The organism is Herbiconiux sp. 11R-BC (assembly GCF_049472555.1).
Classification (GTDB): Bacteria; Actinomycetota; Actinomycetes; order Actinomycetales; family Microbacteriaceae; genus Herbiconiux.
Genome location: NZ_JBCEBO010000007.1, coordinates 210,417 through 227,406 on the forward strand (window position 1 = coordinate 210,417; position 16,990 = coordinate 227,406).

General features: G+C 71.1%; 17 protein-coding genes. 13 read left to right on the plus strand and 4 right to left on the minus strand.

Annotation, left to right across the window (positions count from 1 at the left end; genetic code table 11):
* The first annotated feature begins 5 nt into the window (after positions 1-5).
* From VD659_RS16365 to VD659_RS16385, 5 genes are read left to right on the plus strand one after another with little or no spacing between them, the layout of a single operon-like run.
* A complete protein-coding gene (locus VD659_RS16365; RefSeq protein WP_423262101.1) occupies positions 6-1,742 on the plus strand; it encodes a dihydroxyacetone kinase family protein in 1,737 nt (578 codons plus the stop codon).
* 3 nt (positions 1,743-1,745) lie between these two features.
* Complete coding sequence (locus tag VD659_RS16370; RefSeq protein WP_423262102.1) at positions 1,746-2,213, plus strand: ribose-5-phosphate isomerase; 468 nt, start codon at positions 1,746-1,748, stop codon at positions 2,211-2,213.
* Positions 2,213-2,959 (plus strand): triose-phosphate isomerase family protein, encoded by a 747-nt coding sequence (locus VD659_RS16375; RefSeq protein ID WP_423262103.1) that lies wholly within the window; start codon positions 2,213-2,215, stop codon positions 2,957-2,959. The genes VD659_RS16370 and VD659_RS16375 overlap by 1 nt, the downstream gene beginning before the upstream one ends.
* On the plus strand, positions 2,956-3,777 hold the full coding sequence (locus tag VD659_RS16380; RefSeq protein ID WP_423262104.1) for a sugar phosphate isomerase/epimerase family protein: 822 nt from the start codon (positions 2,956-2,958) through the stop codon (positions 3,775-3,777). The genes VD659_RS16375 and VD659_RS16380 overlap by 4 nt, the downstream gene beginning before the upstream one ends.
* Positions 3,761-4,624 (plus strand): phosphogluconate dehydrogenase C-terminal domain-containing protein, encoded by an 864-nt coding sequence (locus VD659_RS16385; protein WP_137837557.1) that lies wholly within the window; start codon positions 3,761-3,763, stop codon positions 4,622-4,624. Before VD659_RS16380 ends, VD659_RS16385 begins: the two co-directional genes overlap by 17 nt.
* A gap of 86 nt (positions 4,625-4,710) precedes the next feature.
* Here VD659_RS16385 and ffh read toward each other — a convergent pair whose 3' ends face one another.
* Entirely contained in the window at positions 4,711-6,288 is a 1,578-nt protein-coding gene (ffh, locus tag VD659_RS16390; RefSeq protein WP_423262105.1) for a signal recognition particle protein, read from the minus strand.
* Positions 6,289-6,409: 121 nt separating this feature from the next.
* Here ffh and VD659_RS16395 point away from each other — a divergent pair, with 121 nt between their 5' ends.
* From VD659_RS16395 to araA, 7 genes are all read left to right on the plus strand, one after another.
* Positions 6,410-6,841 (plus strand): MarR family winged helix-turn-helix transcriptional regulator, encoded by a 432-nt coding sequence (locus VD659_RS16395; protein WP_423262106.1) that lies wholly within the window; start codon positions 6,410-6,412, stop codon positions 6,839-6,841.
* Positions 6,838-8,310: an MFS transporter gene (locus tag VD659_RS16400; protein WP_423262107.1), complete on the plus strand. Its 1,473-nt coding sequence runs from the start codon at positions 6,838-6,840 to the stop codon at positions 8,308-8,310. The genes VD659_RS16395 and VD659_RS16400 overlap by 4 nt, the downstream gene beginning before the upstream one ends.
* Before the next feature lie 52 nt (positions 8,311-8,362).
* Positions 8,363-9,247, plus strand: coding sequence for an LLM class flavin-dependent oxidoreductase (locus VD659_RS16405; protein WP_423262108.1), 885 nt, complete (start codon positions 8,363-8,365; stop codon positions 9,245-9,247).
* 139 nt (positions 9,248-9,386) lie between these two features.
* Positions 9,387-10,430 carry a LacI family DNA-binding transcriptional regulator gene (locus VD659_RS16410; protein WP_423262140.1) on the plus strand — a complete coding sequence of 348 codons (1,044 nt, stop codon included), beginning with the start codon at positions 9,387-9,389 and terminating at the stop codon, positions 10,428-10,430.
* Positions 10,431-10,578: 148 nt separating this feature from the next.
* Positions 10,579-12,240: a xylulokinase gene (locus tag VD659_RS16415; protein ID WP_423262109.1), complete on the plus strand. Its 1,662-nt coding sequence runs from the start codon at positions 10,579-10,581 to the stop codon at positions 12,238-12,240.
* A 160-nt stretch (positions 12,241-12,400) separates the two neighbouring features.
* Positions 12,401-13,159, plus strand: coding sequence for an L-ribulose-5-phosphate 4-epimerase (locus VD659_RS16420; RefSeq protein ID WP_423262141.1), 759 nt, complete (start codon positions 12,401-12,403; stop codon positions 13,157-13,159).
* Complete coding sequence (araA, locus tag VD659_RS16425; protein ID WP_423262110.1) at positions 13,156-14,679, plus strand: L-arabinose isomerase; 1,524 nt, start codon at positions 13,156-13,158, stop codon at positions 14,677-14,679. Before VD659_RS16420 ends, araA begins: the two co-directional genes overlap by 4 nt.
* Before the next feature lie 89 nt (positions 14,680-14,768).
* Here the strand turns inward: araA and VD659_RS16430 are convergent, their stop codons facing one another.
* On the minus strand, positions 14,769-14,906 hold the full coding sequence (locus VD659_RS16430; protein WP_423262111.1) for a hypothetical protein: 138 nt from the start codon (positions 14,904-14,906) through the stop codon (positions 14,769-14,771).
* A gap of 154 nt (positions 14,907-15,060) precedes the next feature.
* On the opposite strand from VD659_RS16430, the gene VD659_RS16435 reads away from it, so the two are divergent.
* Positions 15,061-15,843, plus strand: a complete 783-nt coding sequence (locus tag VD659_RS16435; RefSeq protein WP_423262112.1) for an alpha/beta fold hydrolase — start codon at positions 15,061-15,063, stop codon at positions 15,841-15,843.
* On the opposite strand, the gene ftsY is transcribed toward VD659_RS16435, so the two are convergent.
* Together ftsY and VD659_RS16445 are read right to left on the minus strand one after the other, a co-directional pair.
* Positions 15,840-16,712, minus strand: a complete 873-nt coding sequence (gene ftsY / locus VD659_RS16440; protein ID WP_423262113.1) for a signal recognition particle-docking protein FtsY — start codon at positions 16,710-16,712, stop codon at positions 15,840-15,842. The genes VD659_RS16435 and ftsY overlap by 4 nt on opposite strands.
* 5 nt (positions 16,713-16,717) lie before the next feature.
* Positions 16,718-16,990, minus strand: coding sequence for a mycoredoxin (locus VD659_RS16445; protein WP_423262114.1), 273 nt, complete (start codon positions 16,988-16,990; stop codon positions 16,718-16,720).

The window sequence follows — 16,990 nt, forward strand, 5'->3', positions numbered from 1 at the left end:
CCATCATGACGCGCTTGTACAACGACCCGGCCGACTTCGCCGACGAGATGATCGACGGCTTCGTGGCCGCCAACCGCAACCATGTGCGCCGGGTCGCCGGCGGCGTGGTGCGGAGCACCCGCACCCCCGACGGTCAGGTCGCCCTGGTGATCGGCGGCGGCTCGGGCCACTACCCGGCTTTCGGCGGCATCGTCGGTGCGGGCCTCGCTCACGGCGCGGCCATGGGCAACCTCTTCGCCTCGCCCTCGGCGCAGCAGGTCGAGTCGGTGGTCACTGCGGCCGAGCGCGGCGCCGGCGTGCTGCTGAGCTACGGCAACTACGCCGGCGACGTGCTGCACTTCAGCCGCGCCGAGGAGAAGCTGAACGCCGCCGGCATCCCCACCCGCACGGTGGTGGTGACCGACGACATCTCGAGCGCCCCGGTGGCCGAGAAGCACAAGCGCCGCGGCATCGCGGGCGACTTCACGGTGTTCAAGGCCGCCGCCGGGGCCGCCGAGGCGGGCTACCCGCTCGACGAGGTGGTGCGCGTGGCGACCCTCGCGAACGAGCGCACCCGCTCCTTCGGCGTGGCGTTCAGCGGCTGCACGCTGCCCGGCGCCGAGCATCCGCTGTTCTCCGTGCCCGAGGGGCGGATGGCGGTGGGCATGGGTATCCACGGCGAGCCCGGCATCGACGAGACCGGCGTTCCGACCGCCGACGAGCTGGCCACCCAGCTCGTCAGCGCCCTGCTCGCCGAACTACCGGAGGGCGTCGAGGAGGCTGCCGGCCACCGGGTGGGCGTCATCCTGAACGGCCTCGGCTCAGTGAAGTACGAGGAACTCTTCGTGGTCTACCGCAGCGTCGCCCGCCTGCTGGAGGCCGCCGGCCTCGAGGTGGTCGACCCCGAGGTGGGCGAGCTCGTGACGAGCTTCGACATGGCGGGACTCTCGCTCACGCTGTTCTGGCTCGACGAGGAGCTCGAGGGCTTCTGGCGCGCACCGGCCGACACCCCCGCCTACCGCAAGGGCTCCGTCGCCCCCACCGAGCAGCTCGACGCGGCGGAGATCGCGCGCACCGACGAGGTGCCGATCCCCGAGGCGAGCGAGGTCTCGCAGGCCGCCGCACGGGTGGCCGAACGCGCGCTGGCCGCGATCGTGACCGTGGTCGACGAGAAGGTCGAGGAGCTCGGCCGCATCGACGCGATCGCCGGAGACGGCGACCACGGCATCGGCATGCAACGCGGCGCCCGGGCGGGTGCCGCCGCAGCGAGCGCCGCCGTGCATGCCGGGGCGGGCATCCAGACCACCCTGAGCCTCGCCGGAGACGCCTGGGCCAACAAGGCCGGCGGTACCTCGGGCGCGCTCTGGGGCGCTGCTCTCGCCGCTCTCGGCGGTCGGCTCGGCGACACGGATGCGCCCACCGGCACCACCGTGAGCGCCGGCGTCACCGACGCGGTCGAGGCCATCATGGCCTTCGGCAAGGCGCAGCCCGGCGACAAGACCATGGTCGACGCCCTCGTGCCCTTCGGCGAGACCCTGGCCGCCGGGGTCGCGGCCGGGCATCCGCTCGCCGAAGCCTGGACGCTCGCCGCGGACGCCGCGAGCGCCGCCGCGGAGGCCACCGCCGAACTGCTGCCGCTGATGGGCCGCGCTCGCCCCCACGCGGAGAAGAGCCTGGGCACGCCCGATCCCGGAGCGTACTCGTTCGCACTGATCGCGCACGCGATCGCGCCGGTGCTGACCGGCGGAGAAGAGGAGGAATAGAGAATGGACAAGCTCCGCATCGTCATCGGATCGGATGACGCCGGCTACGACTACAAGGAGATCCTGAAGACGGACCTCCTCGCCAGCGACCTCGTCGAGTCGGTCACCGACGTCGGCGTCGACGCCGACGGGCACACGCCCTACCCTCGCGTCGGAGTGACCGCGGGCGAGCTCATCGCCGCCGGTGCCGCCGACCGCGCGCTGCTGTTCTGCGGCACCGGCATCGGGGTGGCGATGGCCGCGGGCAAGGTCGCGGGCATCCGCGCCTCAGTGGCGCACGACAGCTTCTCGGTGGAGCGCCTCATCCTCTCCAACAACGCGCAGGTGCTCACCATGGGCCAGCGCGTGATCGGTATCGAGCTCGCCCGCCGCCTCGTGCGCGAGTGGCTCAGCTACCGCTTCGACGAGAAGAGCGCGAGCGCCGAGAAGGTCGCCGTGCTGAGCGAGTACGAGACCACGGGCTCCTGCTGATGAGCTCCCCCACCCTCGTCGGCGTGAGCCTGAAGATGTACTTCGGGCACGCGCAGACCGCCGCCTGGGTCGAGCGGGTCGGCGAGATCGCCCACGCGACCCCGGCGGTGGCCGAGGGCCGGGTGCAGCTGTTCGTCATCCCCGGCTACCTCTCGCTGGCCTCGAGCGTCCGCGCGCTCGAGGGCTCTCGGGTGCTCGTGGGGGCACAGGATGTCGCAGCCGCCGACACGGGCGCCTTCACCGGCGAAGTGGGCGGCCCCGAGCTGGCCGAGATCGGCGTGCGCCTGGCCGAGGTCGGTCATGCCGAGCGCCGCTCACTGTTCGGCGAGACCGACGAGACCGTGGCGCTGAAGACCGCCGCAGCCCTCCGTAACGGGCTGACTCCCGTTCTCTGTGTGGGCGAGCGGATGCGCACCGAACCGGCCGCGGCCGCCGCCGAATGCCGACGGCAGATCGCATCGGCTCTGGCCGGCGCGGCGGACGGGCCCGTGATCGTGGCCTACGAGCCGGTGTGGGCGATCGGCGCCGCCGAACCCGCGGAGCCCGCCTACGTCACCGCCGTGTGCGCCCTTCTGCATGCCGCCGTGGCCGATCGGCCGGGCAGCGCCGTGATCTACGGCGGCAGCGCCGGCCCCGGCCTCCTCTCCGAGCTCGGCCCCGAGGTCGACGGCCTGTTCCTCGGCCGCTTCGCGCACGACCCTGCCGCGCTCGAACGTGTGCTCGCCGAAGCGGGGGCCCGCGCATGATCGGCCTCAGCACCTACGCCTTCTTCTGGCAGCACTCCGAGCTCGCGGGCGAGCAGCCCGGCCTGCACCGGCTCGACGCCTTCGACATGCTGCGCCGCACGCACGAGCTCGGCGTGCCGCTGTTCCAGATCTGCGACTACGCGCCGATCGAGGAGTTCAGCGCCGCCGAGCTCGCCCGACTGGCGGAGCTGGCCGAGGAGCTCGACATCGTGCTCGAAGTAGGCACGAAGGGCGTCTCGCCCGAGCACCTGCGCCGTTACCTCGGCATCGCGGAGGCGCTCGGCGCCCCACTGCTGCGCTCGATGCTGTACTCCCCCGCCTCCCGGCCCACCCTCGCCGAGGCCGAGCAGCAGCTCGGCGAGATGCTCGGCGCGTTCGACGACGCCGGGGTCACACTCGCCCTCGAGACCTACGAGCAGGTGTCGTCGACGGCGCTGGTGGGACTCGTCGAGCAGCTCGCGCATCCGCGGCTCGGCATCTGCCTCGACCCCGCCAACACCGTCGCCGCCCTGGAGAACCCGGTCGACGTGATCGACCGCTGCGCCCCCTACACAGCCAACGTGCACGTGAAGGACTTCGCGTTCACCCGTCGTGGCGGCTGGGTGGGCTTCACCCTCGAAGGCGCGGCGCTCGGCACCGGGCTACTCGACTTCGAACACCTCGTGAAGACCGTACGGCCCGAAGAACGCGGCATCAACCTCGTGATCGAACACTGGCTTCCGCTGGGCGACTCCCTGGAGGAGACCATCCGGCTGGAGAACGACTGGAACACCCACAACCTCGACTACCTAAGGAGCAACCATGTCGACGTCAACTGACACCCTCACCATCGCGGTCATCGGCGCAGGCGGGAAGATGGGCATGCGCGTGTCCAACAACCTCGTCAAGACCGACTACACCGTGTACTACAGCGAGAACTCGCCCGCCGGCCAGGAGCGAGTGACCGCCACCGGCCGCACCCTCACCGAGACGCCCGACGCCGTACGCGACGCCGACGTCGTGGTGCTCGCGGTTCCCGACCTCGCGCTCAAGGCCGTGTCGGCCGACGTGGTGCCGCAGATGAAGTCGGGCTCGATCGTGCTGACGCTCGACCCGGCCGCCGCCTACGCCGGCCTCCTCACCCGCCGCGACGACGTCATCCAAGCCGTCACGCACCCCTGTCACCCCTCGGTGTTCGTCGAGCGTCACACGCCCGAAGAGTACGCCGACACCTTCGGCGGCATCGCCGCGCTCCAGGATGCGATCGCCGCGATCGAGAGCGACGACGAGACCAAGAAGGCCCAGGTCGAGCAGGTCGTGCGCGCCATCTTCGCCCCCGTCGGCGACGTGCACTGGACCACCGTCAAGCAGCTCGCGCAGCTCGAGCCCACCCTCGTGGAGACCATCGCCTGCATGATCGGCGCCCTGCTGAAGGAGTCGCTCGACGAGGCCGTGAACACCATGGGCGTTCCGGAGCCGGCTGCCCGCGCCATCCTGCTCGGGCACACCCAGGTGGCGCTCGCGAACACGCTGAAGGGCGACAACCCGTTCAGCGACGCCTGCCTGATCGCGATGGACTACGGCCACGGCGCCATCATCAAGGAGGACTGGAAGAAAGTCTTCACCGACGAGGAGCTCGACAAGAACCTCGCCGCGATGCTGCACCTCGACAAGATCGAGCGCTGATCGGCCGAGCGCATGCGCTGACCTCACCGGAAAGGCCCGCCTCCCGTCTCGGACGGGGGCGGGCCTTTTCGACGTGCTGCGCCGTTCTAGCGCAGGAAACGCTGCAACGCCTCGAGCTCTTCGGGGCTCGGGTTCGGCTGCCCGCTCGGTGCCTTGGAGCCGAGGCCGAAGCCCGCTCCCCCGCCGGAACCGGCGGTGACGGCCGGCTTCTCGCCGCTCGCCCGCGCCGCGTTCTCGGCCGCGCGCTTGGCCGGGTTGCCCGAACGGGAGCCCTGCTTCTTCTTGGCCTGCGGCTTGCCGCGGCCCCCGCCGAAGCCGGCGCCCGGAATGGGACCCATGCCGGGCACGTTCGGCACGCCGCCCTTGGCCACGGTCTTCATCATCTTCGAGGCCTGCTCGAAGCGCTGCACGAGCGAGTTGACGTCGGTGACGGTCATTCCGGAACCCTTGGCGATCCGCAGGCGGCGCGAGCCGTTGAGGAGCTTGGGGTTGGTGCGCTCGGCCTTGGTCATCGACTGGATGATCGCCTCGGTGCGCACGATCTCCTTCTCGTCGAAGTTGTCGAGCTGCTGCTTGAGGCCGCCGGCGCCAGGGAGCATGCCCATCATCTTCTTGATGGAGCCCATGTTGCGCAGCTGCTGCATCTGCTTGAGGAAGTCGTCGAGCGTGAAGCTGTCGGTCGCGAACTTCTCGGCGACCTTGCGCGCCTCGTCTTCGTCGAAGGCCTCCTGGGCCTGCTCGATGAGCGAGAGGATGTCACCGAGGTCGAGGATGCGCGACGCCATGCGGTCGGGGTAGAACGGCTCGAAGTCGTCGAGCGTCTCCCCCGTCGAGGCGAAGATGATCGGCCGGCCGGTGACCGAGGCCACCGAGAGCGCCGCACCACCGCGGGCGTCGCCGTCGAGCTTGGTGAGCACGACACCGGTGAAGTCGACGCCCTCCTGGAAGGCGCGGGCCGTGGCCACGGCATCCTGACCGATCATCGCGTCGATCACGAAGAGCACCTCGTCGGGGTCGACGGCCTTGCGGATGTCGGCGGCCTGCTTCATCATGTCGGCGTCGACGCCGAGACGGCCGGCCGTGTCGATGATGACGGTGTCGTACTGCTTGTCGACGGCGTACTTGATGCTGTCCTTCGCCACGCGGACGGGGTTGCCCACCCCGTTGCCGGGCTCCGGCGCGTAGACCGGGACGCCGGCCTGGCCGCCCACGACCTGCAGCTGGTTCACCGCGTTGGGGCGCTGGAGGTCGGCCGCCACGAGCAGCGGGGTGTGGTTGTCCTTCGCGAGCCACTTCGCGAGCTTGCCCGCGAGCGTCGTCTTACCGGCTCCCTGGAGGCCGGCGAGCATGATGACGGTCGGCGGCTTCTTCGCGAACTCGAGCCGGCGCTGGGTGCCGCCGAGGATCTGCACGAGCTCCTCGTTGACGATCTGCACCACCTGCTGTGCGGGGTTGAGCGCCTTGTTCACCTCGTCGCCGAGCGCCCGCTCGCGCACCTTGCCGGTGAAGTCCTTCACCACATCCAGCGCGACGTCGGCGTCGAGCAGGGCGCGACGGATCTCGCGAACGGTCGAGTCGACATCCGCCGGGCTCAGCTTTCCCTTCGTGCGGAGGTTCTTGAAGGTTTCGGCGAGCCTGTCCGAGAGGTTTCCAAAAGTAGCCATCGTGCACCCAGTTTAACCGCACCGGGCTGTGCGTCGGGCGTGCTGCGGCGGATGCCCGGGGCAGCCGCCTTTGAGACGTCGCCATTTCATTAGCAAAGCTAATGAGCGTATGCTAACTATCGTGACCGATCAGCGAACCGAAACCAGCCTCAGCGCTGAACTGCGCGCGGCCACTCTCCGCCTCTCCCGGCGCCTGAGGCGGGAGAAGGCCGACGACGAGCTGAGCGATGCGCAGTCGGGCGTGCTCGGCGCGCTGCTGCGGCGCGGCGCCCTCACGCCGGCCGCCTTGAGCGCCCACGAGCGCGTGACGCCCCCGTCGATGAACCGCACCCTGAACATCCTCGAGTCCGCCGGCTACGTCACGCGCACGAAGAGCGAGGACGACCGCCGGCTCGTGCTCGTCGAGCTCACGGATGCCGGCCGCCGCGTCGTGCTCGAGACCCGCCGGCGCCGGGACGCCTGGCTCGACCAGCGCCTGGCCGCGCTCGATGCCGACGAGCTCGCCGTGCTCGAGGGGGCCGCGGGCATCCTGCGCCGGATGGCCGACCAGTGAGCGCGATGTTCCGCTCGCTCTCGAGCCTCAACTACCGCATCTGGTTCGCCGGCGCCCTGGTCTCGAACGTGGGCACCTGGATGCAGCGCACGGCTCAGGACTGGATCGTGCTCACCGAGCTGAGCGACCACGACGCCGTGGCGCTCGGCATCACCACCGCGCTGCAGCTCGGCCCGCAGCTGCTGCTCGTGCCGGTGTCGGGGCTCATCGCCGATCGCTTCGACCGGCGCCGCACCCTGCTCGTGACCCAGATCTCGATGGGCGTGCTCGGCCTCGGGCTCGGCGTCATCGTGCTCTCGGGGCTCGCCCAGCTCTGGATCGTCTACGTCTTCGCGCTGCTGCTCGGCATCGCCTCCGCCATCGACGCGCCGGTGCGGCAGACCTTCGTGGCCGAACTCGTGTCGGGCGCGAACGTGTCGAACGCCGTGGCCCTCAACTCGGCCTCGTTCAACGCCGCCCGCACCATCGGTCCGGCCGTGGCGGGGCTGCTCGTGGCCGTGATCGGCGCGGGCTGGGTGTTCCTGCTCAACGCGGGGTCGTTCGCGGCGGTCGTGGTGTCGCTGCTGTTCATCCGGCGGTCGGCGCTCGTGGTGATGGCGCGGTCGCCGCGGGCGAAGGGCCAGCTCCTGGCGGGGTTCCGGTACGTGCGCGGCCGGCCCGACCTCGTGATGCTCTTCGTGATCGTGTTCATCATCGGTACCTTCGGCTTCAACTACCAGATCTTCGTGTCGACGATGTCGACCTCGGTGTTCGGGCTCGACTCGGCCGGTTTCGGACTGCTCACCTCCGTGATGGCGGTCGGGTCGGTGGCGGGCGCCCTGCTCTCGGCGAGCCGGGACAAGCCGAGGGTGCGGCTGATCTTCCTCGCCTGCGCGGGCTTCGGCGTGAGCGCACTCGCGGCCGCGGTGTCGCCCACGCTCGCGCTGTTCGCGGTGGCACTCGTGTTCATCGGGTTCGCCGGCCAGGTGATGATCACCACGGCGAACGGCACCGTGCAGACCACCACCGATCAGCGGATGCGCGGCCGCGTGATGGCGCTCTACATGGCCATCTTCATGGGCGGCACCCCGATCGGCGCTCCCCTGCTCGGGGCGGTCGCGAACACCTTCGGGCCGCGCTGGGGCCTGGGGGTGGCCGCGCTGGCCGGATTCGTGGCGTTCGGCGCTGGGGTGTTCTACCTCGTGCGCTGGCGCGGGATGCGCGTCGAGCTGGGTGCGCACGGCCGGTTGCGGCCCCGGCTCGTGTTCGGCGCATCCGGAGCCGAGACACTCACGGGATCGCTCTCGCTCGCGGAAATCGGCCGCGGCGCGGAGTCTCCCGCGCCGCCGGAGTCGACCGCCCCGGCGTCGCCCGACTCGCCGGAGTCGCTGGAGTCGCCGGAGTCGCCTGGCCCGGCGTCGGCGACCGAGCGCGAGGAGGAGCTCGAAGACGACCTCGCGCTCGACGAGACCGAGGCCAGGCGGGCCTGACGCGCATCCGCTGCTCCTCGGCACGCGCGGGAGGGGGTGGCAGACTGGCGGCATGCGCTACGGAGTCGTCATCCTGCCCCAAGACCCCTGGCCGGAGGCCCGCCGCAAGTGGATGCTCGCCGAGGAACTCGGCTTCGACCACGCGTGGACCTACGACCACCTGTCGTGGCGCTCGCTCGCCGGCGAGCCGTGGGGCGCGACCGTGCCCACGCTGACGGCCGCGGCGATCGTGACCTCGCGCATCCGGCTCGGCACCTTCGTGGCGTCGCCGAACTTCCGGCACCCTGTCCCCTTCGCCAAGGAGCTCGCGACCGTCGACGAGATCTCGGGCGGACGGATGCTGCTGGGCGTCGGCTCCGGGGGCACCGGCTTCGACGCCTACACGCTGGGGCAGCCGGAGCTCTCGCCGCGGCAGCGGCACGAGCGGTTCAGCGAGTTCGTGGGGGCGCTCGACGAGCTGCTGCGCTTCGAGACACCCGGAGGCTCAGGCATCGGCTTCGAGGGCGAGTGGTACAGGGCCAAGGATGCGCGCATGGTGGGCGCGCCGGCCCAGTCGCCGCGGATGCCGTTCGTGATCGCCGCGAACGGCCCGAAGGGACTCGCCCTCGTGGCACAGAAGGGCCAAGGCTGGGTGACTACGGCGGGCGAGGAGAGCGACGCCGAGAGCTGGTGGCGAGCGGTGGCCGGCCTGCAGTCCCGGCTCGACGACGCTGCGGTCGCCGCCGGGCGGCACCCCGCGACCATCGACCGCTATCTCTCGCTCGACTCCGGGCAGCGGTTCTCCTTCGAGAGCGCGTCCGCCCTCGAAGACCTGGCCGGGCGCGCCGCCGACCTCGGCTTCACCGACGTCATCAGCCACTGGCCGCGGCGCGACGGCATCTACGCCGGGTCGGAGGACGTTCTCGTGGAGGCGGCGGGGCGCATCCGGTCGCTCTGACTGCGGGGGCGGCGCCGAGGTGCGTGCCTCCGAGCAGCCCGATCCGGGCGGTCCCGGCGCCCTCGGCGCGGCGGTGGGGCGCCTCCGACCTGGGCTCGGGGAGGCCGCTCGCGTGTGCGGCGGCCATAATCGGAGCGTGATGGTCGAACGGATGCCCGAGCCCGGCAAGGCGCGCGCCGCGAGCGTGTTCGACGTGGCGAAGGCGGCGGGGGTCTCGCACCAGACGGTGTCGCGAGTGCTGAACGACCATCCGAGTGTCCGCCCGGCGACCCGGCAGAAGGTGCTCGACGCCATGCAGGCCCTGCAGTACCGGCCCAACCTGGCCGCCCGTGCACTGGTGACGAGCCGCTCGCGCATCATCGGCATCCTGTCGACGGCTGGCGGCGAGTACGGGCCCGCGTCGAGCGTGGCGGCCATCGAGGCGGCGGCGCGGGCGCGGGGGTACAGCGTGAACATCGCGAACGCCGACGGCGTGGAGCAGGCCTCGATCGATGAGGCCGTGGAGCATCTCGTGGCGCTGTCGGTGGAGGGCATCGTGATCGTGGCGCCGCAGCCACAGGTGCTCGCCACGCTCGCGGCGCACTCCTTCGGGGTTCCGTTCGTGACGCTGCAGGCGCTGGAGCACGCCGGTGCGGCCGGGGTCACCGACGGCGACGCGGTGGCCATCGACCAGCACCTCGGGGCGCGCCTGGCCACCGCGCATCTCGCCGAGCTGGGGCACACGCGCATCGGGCACCTCGCCGGACCCTCGGACTGGATCGACGCCACCTCGCGCCTCGCCGGCTTCGAGGCCGAGCTCGCCGCGCGCGGGCTGTCGCCGGTCGAGATCACCGCGGGCGACTGGAGCTCCGACTCCGGCTACACCGCCGCGAGCACGCTGTTCGCCGCGGGGGCCACCGCCGTGTTCGCCGCCAACGACCAGATGGCACTCGGGCTGCTGCACGCCGCTCAGGATGCGGGCATCCGGGTTCCCGAGGAATTGAGCGTGGTCGGCTTCGACGACACCCCCGAGGCACGGCACTACCTTCCTCCGCTCACGACCGTGCGGCAGGACTTCGCCGAGGCCGGGCGCCGCGCGCTCGCTCTGCTGCTCGACGGAGCCGATGCGGCCCCCTCGGTGGAACCGGTGCTCGTGATGCGCGCCTCGACGGCGGCGCCCCTTCCGCGGATCCTCGGGGCCTGACGACCGTCGTCAGTCGGCGGGCTCCTGAGAACGGGCGGTTCTCCTGAGCCGCGCCCCGAGGGAGCGGGCGCTTTCGCGCAGCCGCGGTTTGCCGTAGACTCGGCCGCGATGTGAGCGATCACATTAGAGCCGAAGGAGTCCCTGCACCATGAGCGAGCCGACCGCCGCCCCCGCCCCGTCGACCAGTGCCGACGCCGCGCGGGAGGCCATCCTCGCCGGACGCACCGCGCTCGGCATCGAGCTCGGCTCCACCCGCATCAAAGCCTGCCTCGTCGACGCCGAGCACCCCGAGATCGTTCTCGCCGTCGGCAGCCACGAGTGGGAGAACGAGTTCGTCGACCGCCTCTGGACCTACTCCCTCGACGACGCCTGGACCGGCCTCCAAGCCGCCCACGCCGCCCTCGCCGACGACGCCGAGCGGCGCCACGGAGTGCGCCCGGTGAGCTACGGCGCCCTCGGCGTCTCGGCCATGATGCACGGCTACCTCGCCTTCGACGAGGGCGGCGAACTGCTCGCACCCTTCCGCACCTGGCGCAACACCAGCACCGGTCCTGCTGCCGCGGAGCTCAGCGCGCTGCTGGGCGTGAACATCCCGCTCCGCTGGTCGATCGCGCACCTGCACCAGGCCGTGATCGACCAGGAGCCCCACGTTCCCTCGATCGCCTTCGTCACCACGCTCGCCGGCTACGTGCACTGGCGCCTCACCGGCGAGAAGGTGCTGGGCGTCGGCGACGCCTCGGGCATGTTCCCGATCGACTCCGGCACGAACGACTACGACGCCGGGATGCTCGCCCGCTACGACGCACTCGTCGCCGAGACCGCGCTCCCCTCCCCCGTCGCAGAACTGCTCCCCCGGGTGCTCGTGGCGGGCGAGACGGCGGGCACGCTCACCGCCGAGGGTGCCGCCCTACTCGACCCGAGCGGAGCACTGCGCCCCGGCACGGTGCTCTGCCCGCCCGAGGGCGACGCCGGAACCGGCATGGTGGCCACCTGCTCGGTCGCCCCGCGCACCGGCAACGTGAGCGCCGGCACGAGCATCTTCGCCATGGTGGTGCTCGAGGGCCCGCTCGCCCAGGTGCACCACGAACTCGACCTCGTCACGACCCCCGCCGGCGACCCGGTGGCCATGGTGCACTGCAACAACGGCGCGAGCGAGCTCGCCGCGTGGGCCGGGCTGTTCGGGCGTTTCGCGGCCGCGTCGGCTCCGAGAACGGCCGCCGCCGAGACCGCCGGCAACACCGACGCCGTATTCGACGTGCTCTTCCGCGAGGCCCTCGCGGGCGACGCGGATGTCGGCGGCCTGCTGGCCTACAACCACCTGGCCGGTGAGCCCATCGCGGGGCTCACCGAGGGCCGTCCGCTCTTCGTGCGCACCCCCGAGAGCTCCTTCACGCTCGCCAACTTCATGCGCGCGCAGCTCTACGGCGTGTTCGGCACCCTCGCGCTCGGCATGCGGGTGCTCGCCGGCGAGGGCGTTCGGCTCGACCGGATGTTCGCCCACGGCGGCCTGTTCCGCACGGCGGGTGTGGCCCAGCGCTTTCTCGCCGGGGCTCTCGACGCCCCGGTGTCGGTCGCGGCGACCGCCTCCGAAGGCGGACCGTGGGGCGTCGCCGTGCTGGCGTCTTACACCGCCTCGCGAGCGGCCGGCCTCGAGCTCGGCCTCGGCGAGTACCTCCGTGACCGCGTGTTCGGCGACGCCGGGTTCGAGACCGCCGAGGCTGACCCGGCCGATGTCGCCGGCTTCGCCGCCTACCTCGAGCGGTACGACGCCGGACTCGCCGTCGAGCGCGCCGCCGTCGAGGCGTTGTAGGAGGCACGCGACTCGCACGCGAGCCGCCACCCGCCACCCGCTACCCACCCAGCGGCCGAAGCCTCCGCACCGGACGCACCCAGTGACCACGAACCGACCACCGAACGACACCACCCCGAGGAGCCACCGCGTGACCCCACACGACGATCTCGACACACCGATGTCCCCGCCGGCGTCCGCGCCCGGCGCGAGCACCGCATCCATCGCCGCCTTCGAGCCCACCCCCGAGCTCGCCGCCGCCATCGACCGCGTGCGCGCCGAGGTCTCGGCCCTGCACGCCGAGCTCGTGCGCTACGGCCTCGTGGTGTGGACGGGCGGCAACATCTCAGGCCGCGTTCCCGGCGCCGAGCTCTTCGTGATCAAGCCCTCCGGCGTGTCCTACGACGAGCTGGCGCCCGAGAACATGATCCTCTGCACCCTCGACGGCGCCGTGGTGGCCGGCACGCCCGGCTCCGAGCGCTCGCCCTCGAGCGACACCGCCGCGCACGCCTATGTCTACCGGCACATGCCCGAGGTGGGCGGCGTGGTGCACACCCACTCCCCCTACGCCGTCGCCTGGGCGGCCCGCGGCGAGTCGATCCCCTGCGTCACCACCGCCATGGCCGACGAGTTCGGCGGCGAGGTGCCGCTCGGCCCCTTCGCCATCATCGGCGACGACTCCATCGGCCGCGGCATCGTCGAGACCCTGAGCGGGCACCGCTCGCGCGCCGTGCTCATGAAGAACCACGGCCCGTTCACCATCGGCAAGGATGCGCGCGACGCCGTGAAGGCCGCCGTCATGGTCGAGGACGTGGCCCGCACCGTGCTCTTCTCGCGTCTCCTCGGCGGCCCGCAGCCCATCGAGCCCACGGCCATCGATTCCCTCTTCAACCGCTATCAGAACGTCTACGGACAAGACCCGACAGGATCCCTCGCATGACCCGTCTCAGCACCTCCCTCGACCCCTACGAGATCTGGTTCTTCACCGGCAGCCAGAACCTCTACGGCGAGGAGACCCTCCGGCAGGTCGCCGAGCAGTCGCAGCAGATCGTCGCGACGCTCGACGGCGCATCCGTCATCCCGGTGAAGATCGTCTGGAAGCCCGTGCTGAAGGACTCGGAGTCGATCCGCCGCGCGGCCCTCGACGTGAACGCCGACGACAAGGTGATCGGCGTCATCGCCTGGATGCACACCTTCAGCCCCGCGAAGATGTGGATCGCCGGCCTCGACGCGCTCACGAAGCCGCTCCTGCACCTGCACACGCAGGCGAACGTCGAGCTGCCCTACGCCGACATCGACTTCGACTTCATGAACCTCAACCAGGCCGCGCACGGCGACCGGGAGTTCGGCTACATCCAGACCCGTCTCGGCGTCGCCCGCAAGACCGTGGTGGGGCACGCCTCCAACCCGGTCGTGCAGGGCCGCGTGGCCGACTGGGCGCGCGCCGCCGCGGGCTGGCAGGCCGTCAAGACCCTCAAGCTCGCCCGCTTCGGCGACAACATGCGGTACGTGGCGGTGACCGAGGGCGACAAGACCGAGGCCGAGCTGCGCTTCGGAGTGCAGGTGAACACCTGGGGCGTCAACGAACTGGCCTCGGCCGTCGAGGCGTTCGAGAGCGACACCGCGGCAGTGGATGCGCTGGTCGCCGAGTACGAGGAGCTCTACGACGTGGTTCCCGAGCTGCGGAAGGGCGGCGACCGCCACCAGTCGCTGCGCGACGGCGCGGCGATCGAACTCGGCCTCCGCTCCTTCCTCGAGGAGGGCGGCTTCGGCGCCTTCACGACGAGCTTCGAGGACCTCGGCACGCTCAAGCAGCTGCCCGGACTGGCCGTGCAGCGCCTGATGGCCGAGGGCTACGGCTTCGGCGCCGAGGGCGACTGGAAGACCGCCATCCTCGTGCGGGCCGCCAACGTGATGGGCGCCGGGCTCCCCGGCGGCGCGTCGCTGATGGAGGACTACACCTACGACCTCGTCGAGGGCGCCGAGACCATCCTGGGCGCACACATGCTCGAGGTGAGCCCCTCGCTCACCACCGCACGCGCGTCGCTCGAGGTGCACCCGCTCGGCATCGGCGGCAAGGACGACCCGGTGCGCCTGGTCTTCACGGCCGACCCCGGCCCCGCCGTCGTCGTCGCGCTCAGCGACATGCGCGACCGCTTCCGCCTGGTGGCGAACGTGGTCGAGGTGGTCGAGCCGCGCGCCGCGCTGCCCAAGCTCCCGGTGGGCCGGGCCGTCTGGCGCCCCGAGCCCTCCTTCGCCGTGTCGGCGGGCGCCTGGCTCACCGCCGGCGCCGCGCACCACACGGTGATGTCGACCGCCGTCGGCATCGAGGTGTTCGAGGACTTCGCGGCGATCGCGAAGACCGAGCTGCTCACGATCGACGCCGAGACGACCCTGAAGGGCTTCGCCAACGAGGTGCGCTGGAACCAGGCCTATTACCGTCTGGCCCAGGGCCTCTAGCCGAGCGCCCCGAGTAACTACGCAAATGCGTGGGACCGAAGCCTTATACGCCTCGGTCCCACGCATTTGCGTAGTAACTCATCACTCGGCTACCGGCCGGGCGTGTGATCGCGCCGCTCGGCCGGGCGCTCGGGCACCTTGCGGTAGCCGTCCTGGCGCACGGAGAGGATCGTTCCGACGATGCCGACCACAGCCGCGATTCCGAGAACGACCAGCAGGATCATCATGAGCGCACCTCCATGCGTCGACATTGGCCCTTCAGAAAAAGAGCCAATCGGTAATTGGTTGGGATCAGCCTCCAGCATGACGGCTATCGGCAGGCCAATCAAGAATCCAATCGCGGTGCTCTGGCATTAGACGGAGCGCGCTAGCGTGGAGGAGATGGACACCGCCTCCAACCCCGCCGACGGTACGCCGATCGCCTTCCGCGCATCCGGCACCGGCCCCGCCGTCGTGCTGCTGCACGGCACCGCCCTCTCGCAAGCCGTCTGGCGCGGGTTCGGCTACGTCAAGGCCCTGCAGGCCGAACACACCGTGGTCACCCTCGATTTCCGTGGACACGGGCGCAGCGGCAAGCCGCATGATTCTGCTGTCTATTCGATGCCGTTGTTCCTCGGCGACGTGCTCGCCGTGCTCGACGCCCTCGGCATCGCGTCGGCGCACGTGGCCGGCTACTCCCTCGGTGGCCGCGTGGCCTTCTCGCTCGCCGCCGCACATCCGGAGCGCGTGCTCTCGCTCACGAGCATCGCGGGCGCGCCCGGCACCGGGCACGGCGCCTTCGACCGGGTGTTCTTCCCCGGCAGCCTCGCCGCGCTCGAGCGGGGCGGCATGCCGGCGTTCCTCGCCGAGTGGGAGCGTGCATCCGGGCGCCCGCTCGACCCGGTGACGCGCGGAGCCTTCGCGGTGAACGACCCCGTGGCCCTGGCCGCCTACATGCGCGCCGCCGAAGAGGAGCCGCGGATTCCGGATGCACAACTCGCCGCCCTGGCCATGCCGGTTCTGCTGCTGGCCGGCACCCGCGACCCGGAGCGCCTCCGTGCGGCCCGGCACGTGCACGCGCTGCTGCCGGCGTCGGAACTGCTCGTGCTGGAGGGGGCCACCCACGCCGACACGCCGCGGCAGCCGGAGGCGTTGGAGGCTCTGCGGAGGTTTCTCTCCCGCTAGCCGACCAGGTTCTGGGCGAAGACGTGGGGGGTGAAGCCGGTGAGGTCGTTGATGCCCTCGCCCTGGCCGACGAGCTTGATGGGGATGCCCGTCTTCTCCTGCACGGCGAGCACGAAGCCGGCCTTCGCCGAGCCGTCGAGCTTCGTGATGACGAGGCCCGTGACGCCGGCGTGCTGGATGAACGCGTCGGCCTGGGCGAGGCCGTTCTGCCCGGTCGTGGCGTCGAGCACGAGCAGCACCTCGGCGACCGGGGCCTGCTTCTCGATGACGCGCTTGATCTTGCCGAGCTCGTCCATCAGGCCGCCCTTGGTCTGCAGGCGCCCCGCGGTGTCGATGATGACGATCTCGGTGCCGTTGGACTTGGCCTTCTCGATGGTCTGGAAGGCCACCGACGCGGGGTCTTGACCCTCGTGCTGCGGCCGCACGATGTCGGCTCCGGCGCGCTCGGCCCAGGTGGCGAGCTGCTCCACGGCGGCGGCACGGAAGGTGTCGGCCGCGCCGACCACGACCGTGCGGTTGTAGGTCTTGAGGAATCGCGCGAACTTGCCGATCGTGGTGGTCTTGCCCACCCCGTTCACGCCGACCACGAGCACCACGGCCGGGCGCTCGGTGAGCTTGAGGGTGGGGTCGTATTTGGCGAGACGCTCCTCGATCGACTCGCGGAGCATCCGCTGCAGGTCTTTCGGGTCGGTGGTGGAGTAGCGCTGCACCTTGGCGCGCAGGTCGTCGACCACCGCATCCGTCACTGTCGGACCGAAATCGGCCTTGATCAGGGCGTCTTCGAGGTCTTCCCAGGTCTCGGCGTCGATCGTGCGCTTCGAGAACATGCCCCGGAGCGCGCCCGACAGGGACCAGGGGCGGTCAGCCACGGGAGTCAGCCAATGCGCTCAGCCACCTCACGGGCGGAGGGGTTCGTGGCGGTCGACCCGTCGGGGAACACCACGGTCGGCACGGTCTGGTTTCCGCCGTTGACCGCGGCCACGAGCTCCGCCGTGCCCTCGACCTCCTCGATGTTCACCTCGGTGAACGGGATGCCCTGGGCGCTCAGCTGCGACTTCAGCCGGGCGCAGTAGCCGCACCAGCTCGTGGAGAACATGGTGATGCCCCCGGCCGCCGGGGTGAAGGTGTCGATCGTCACGGCGCTCAT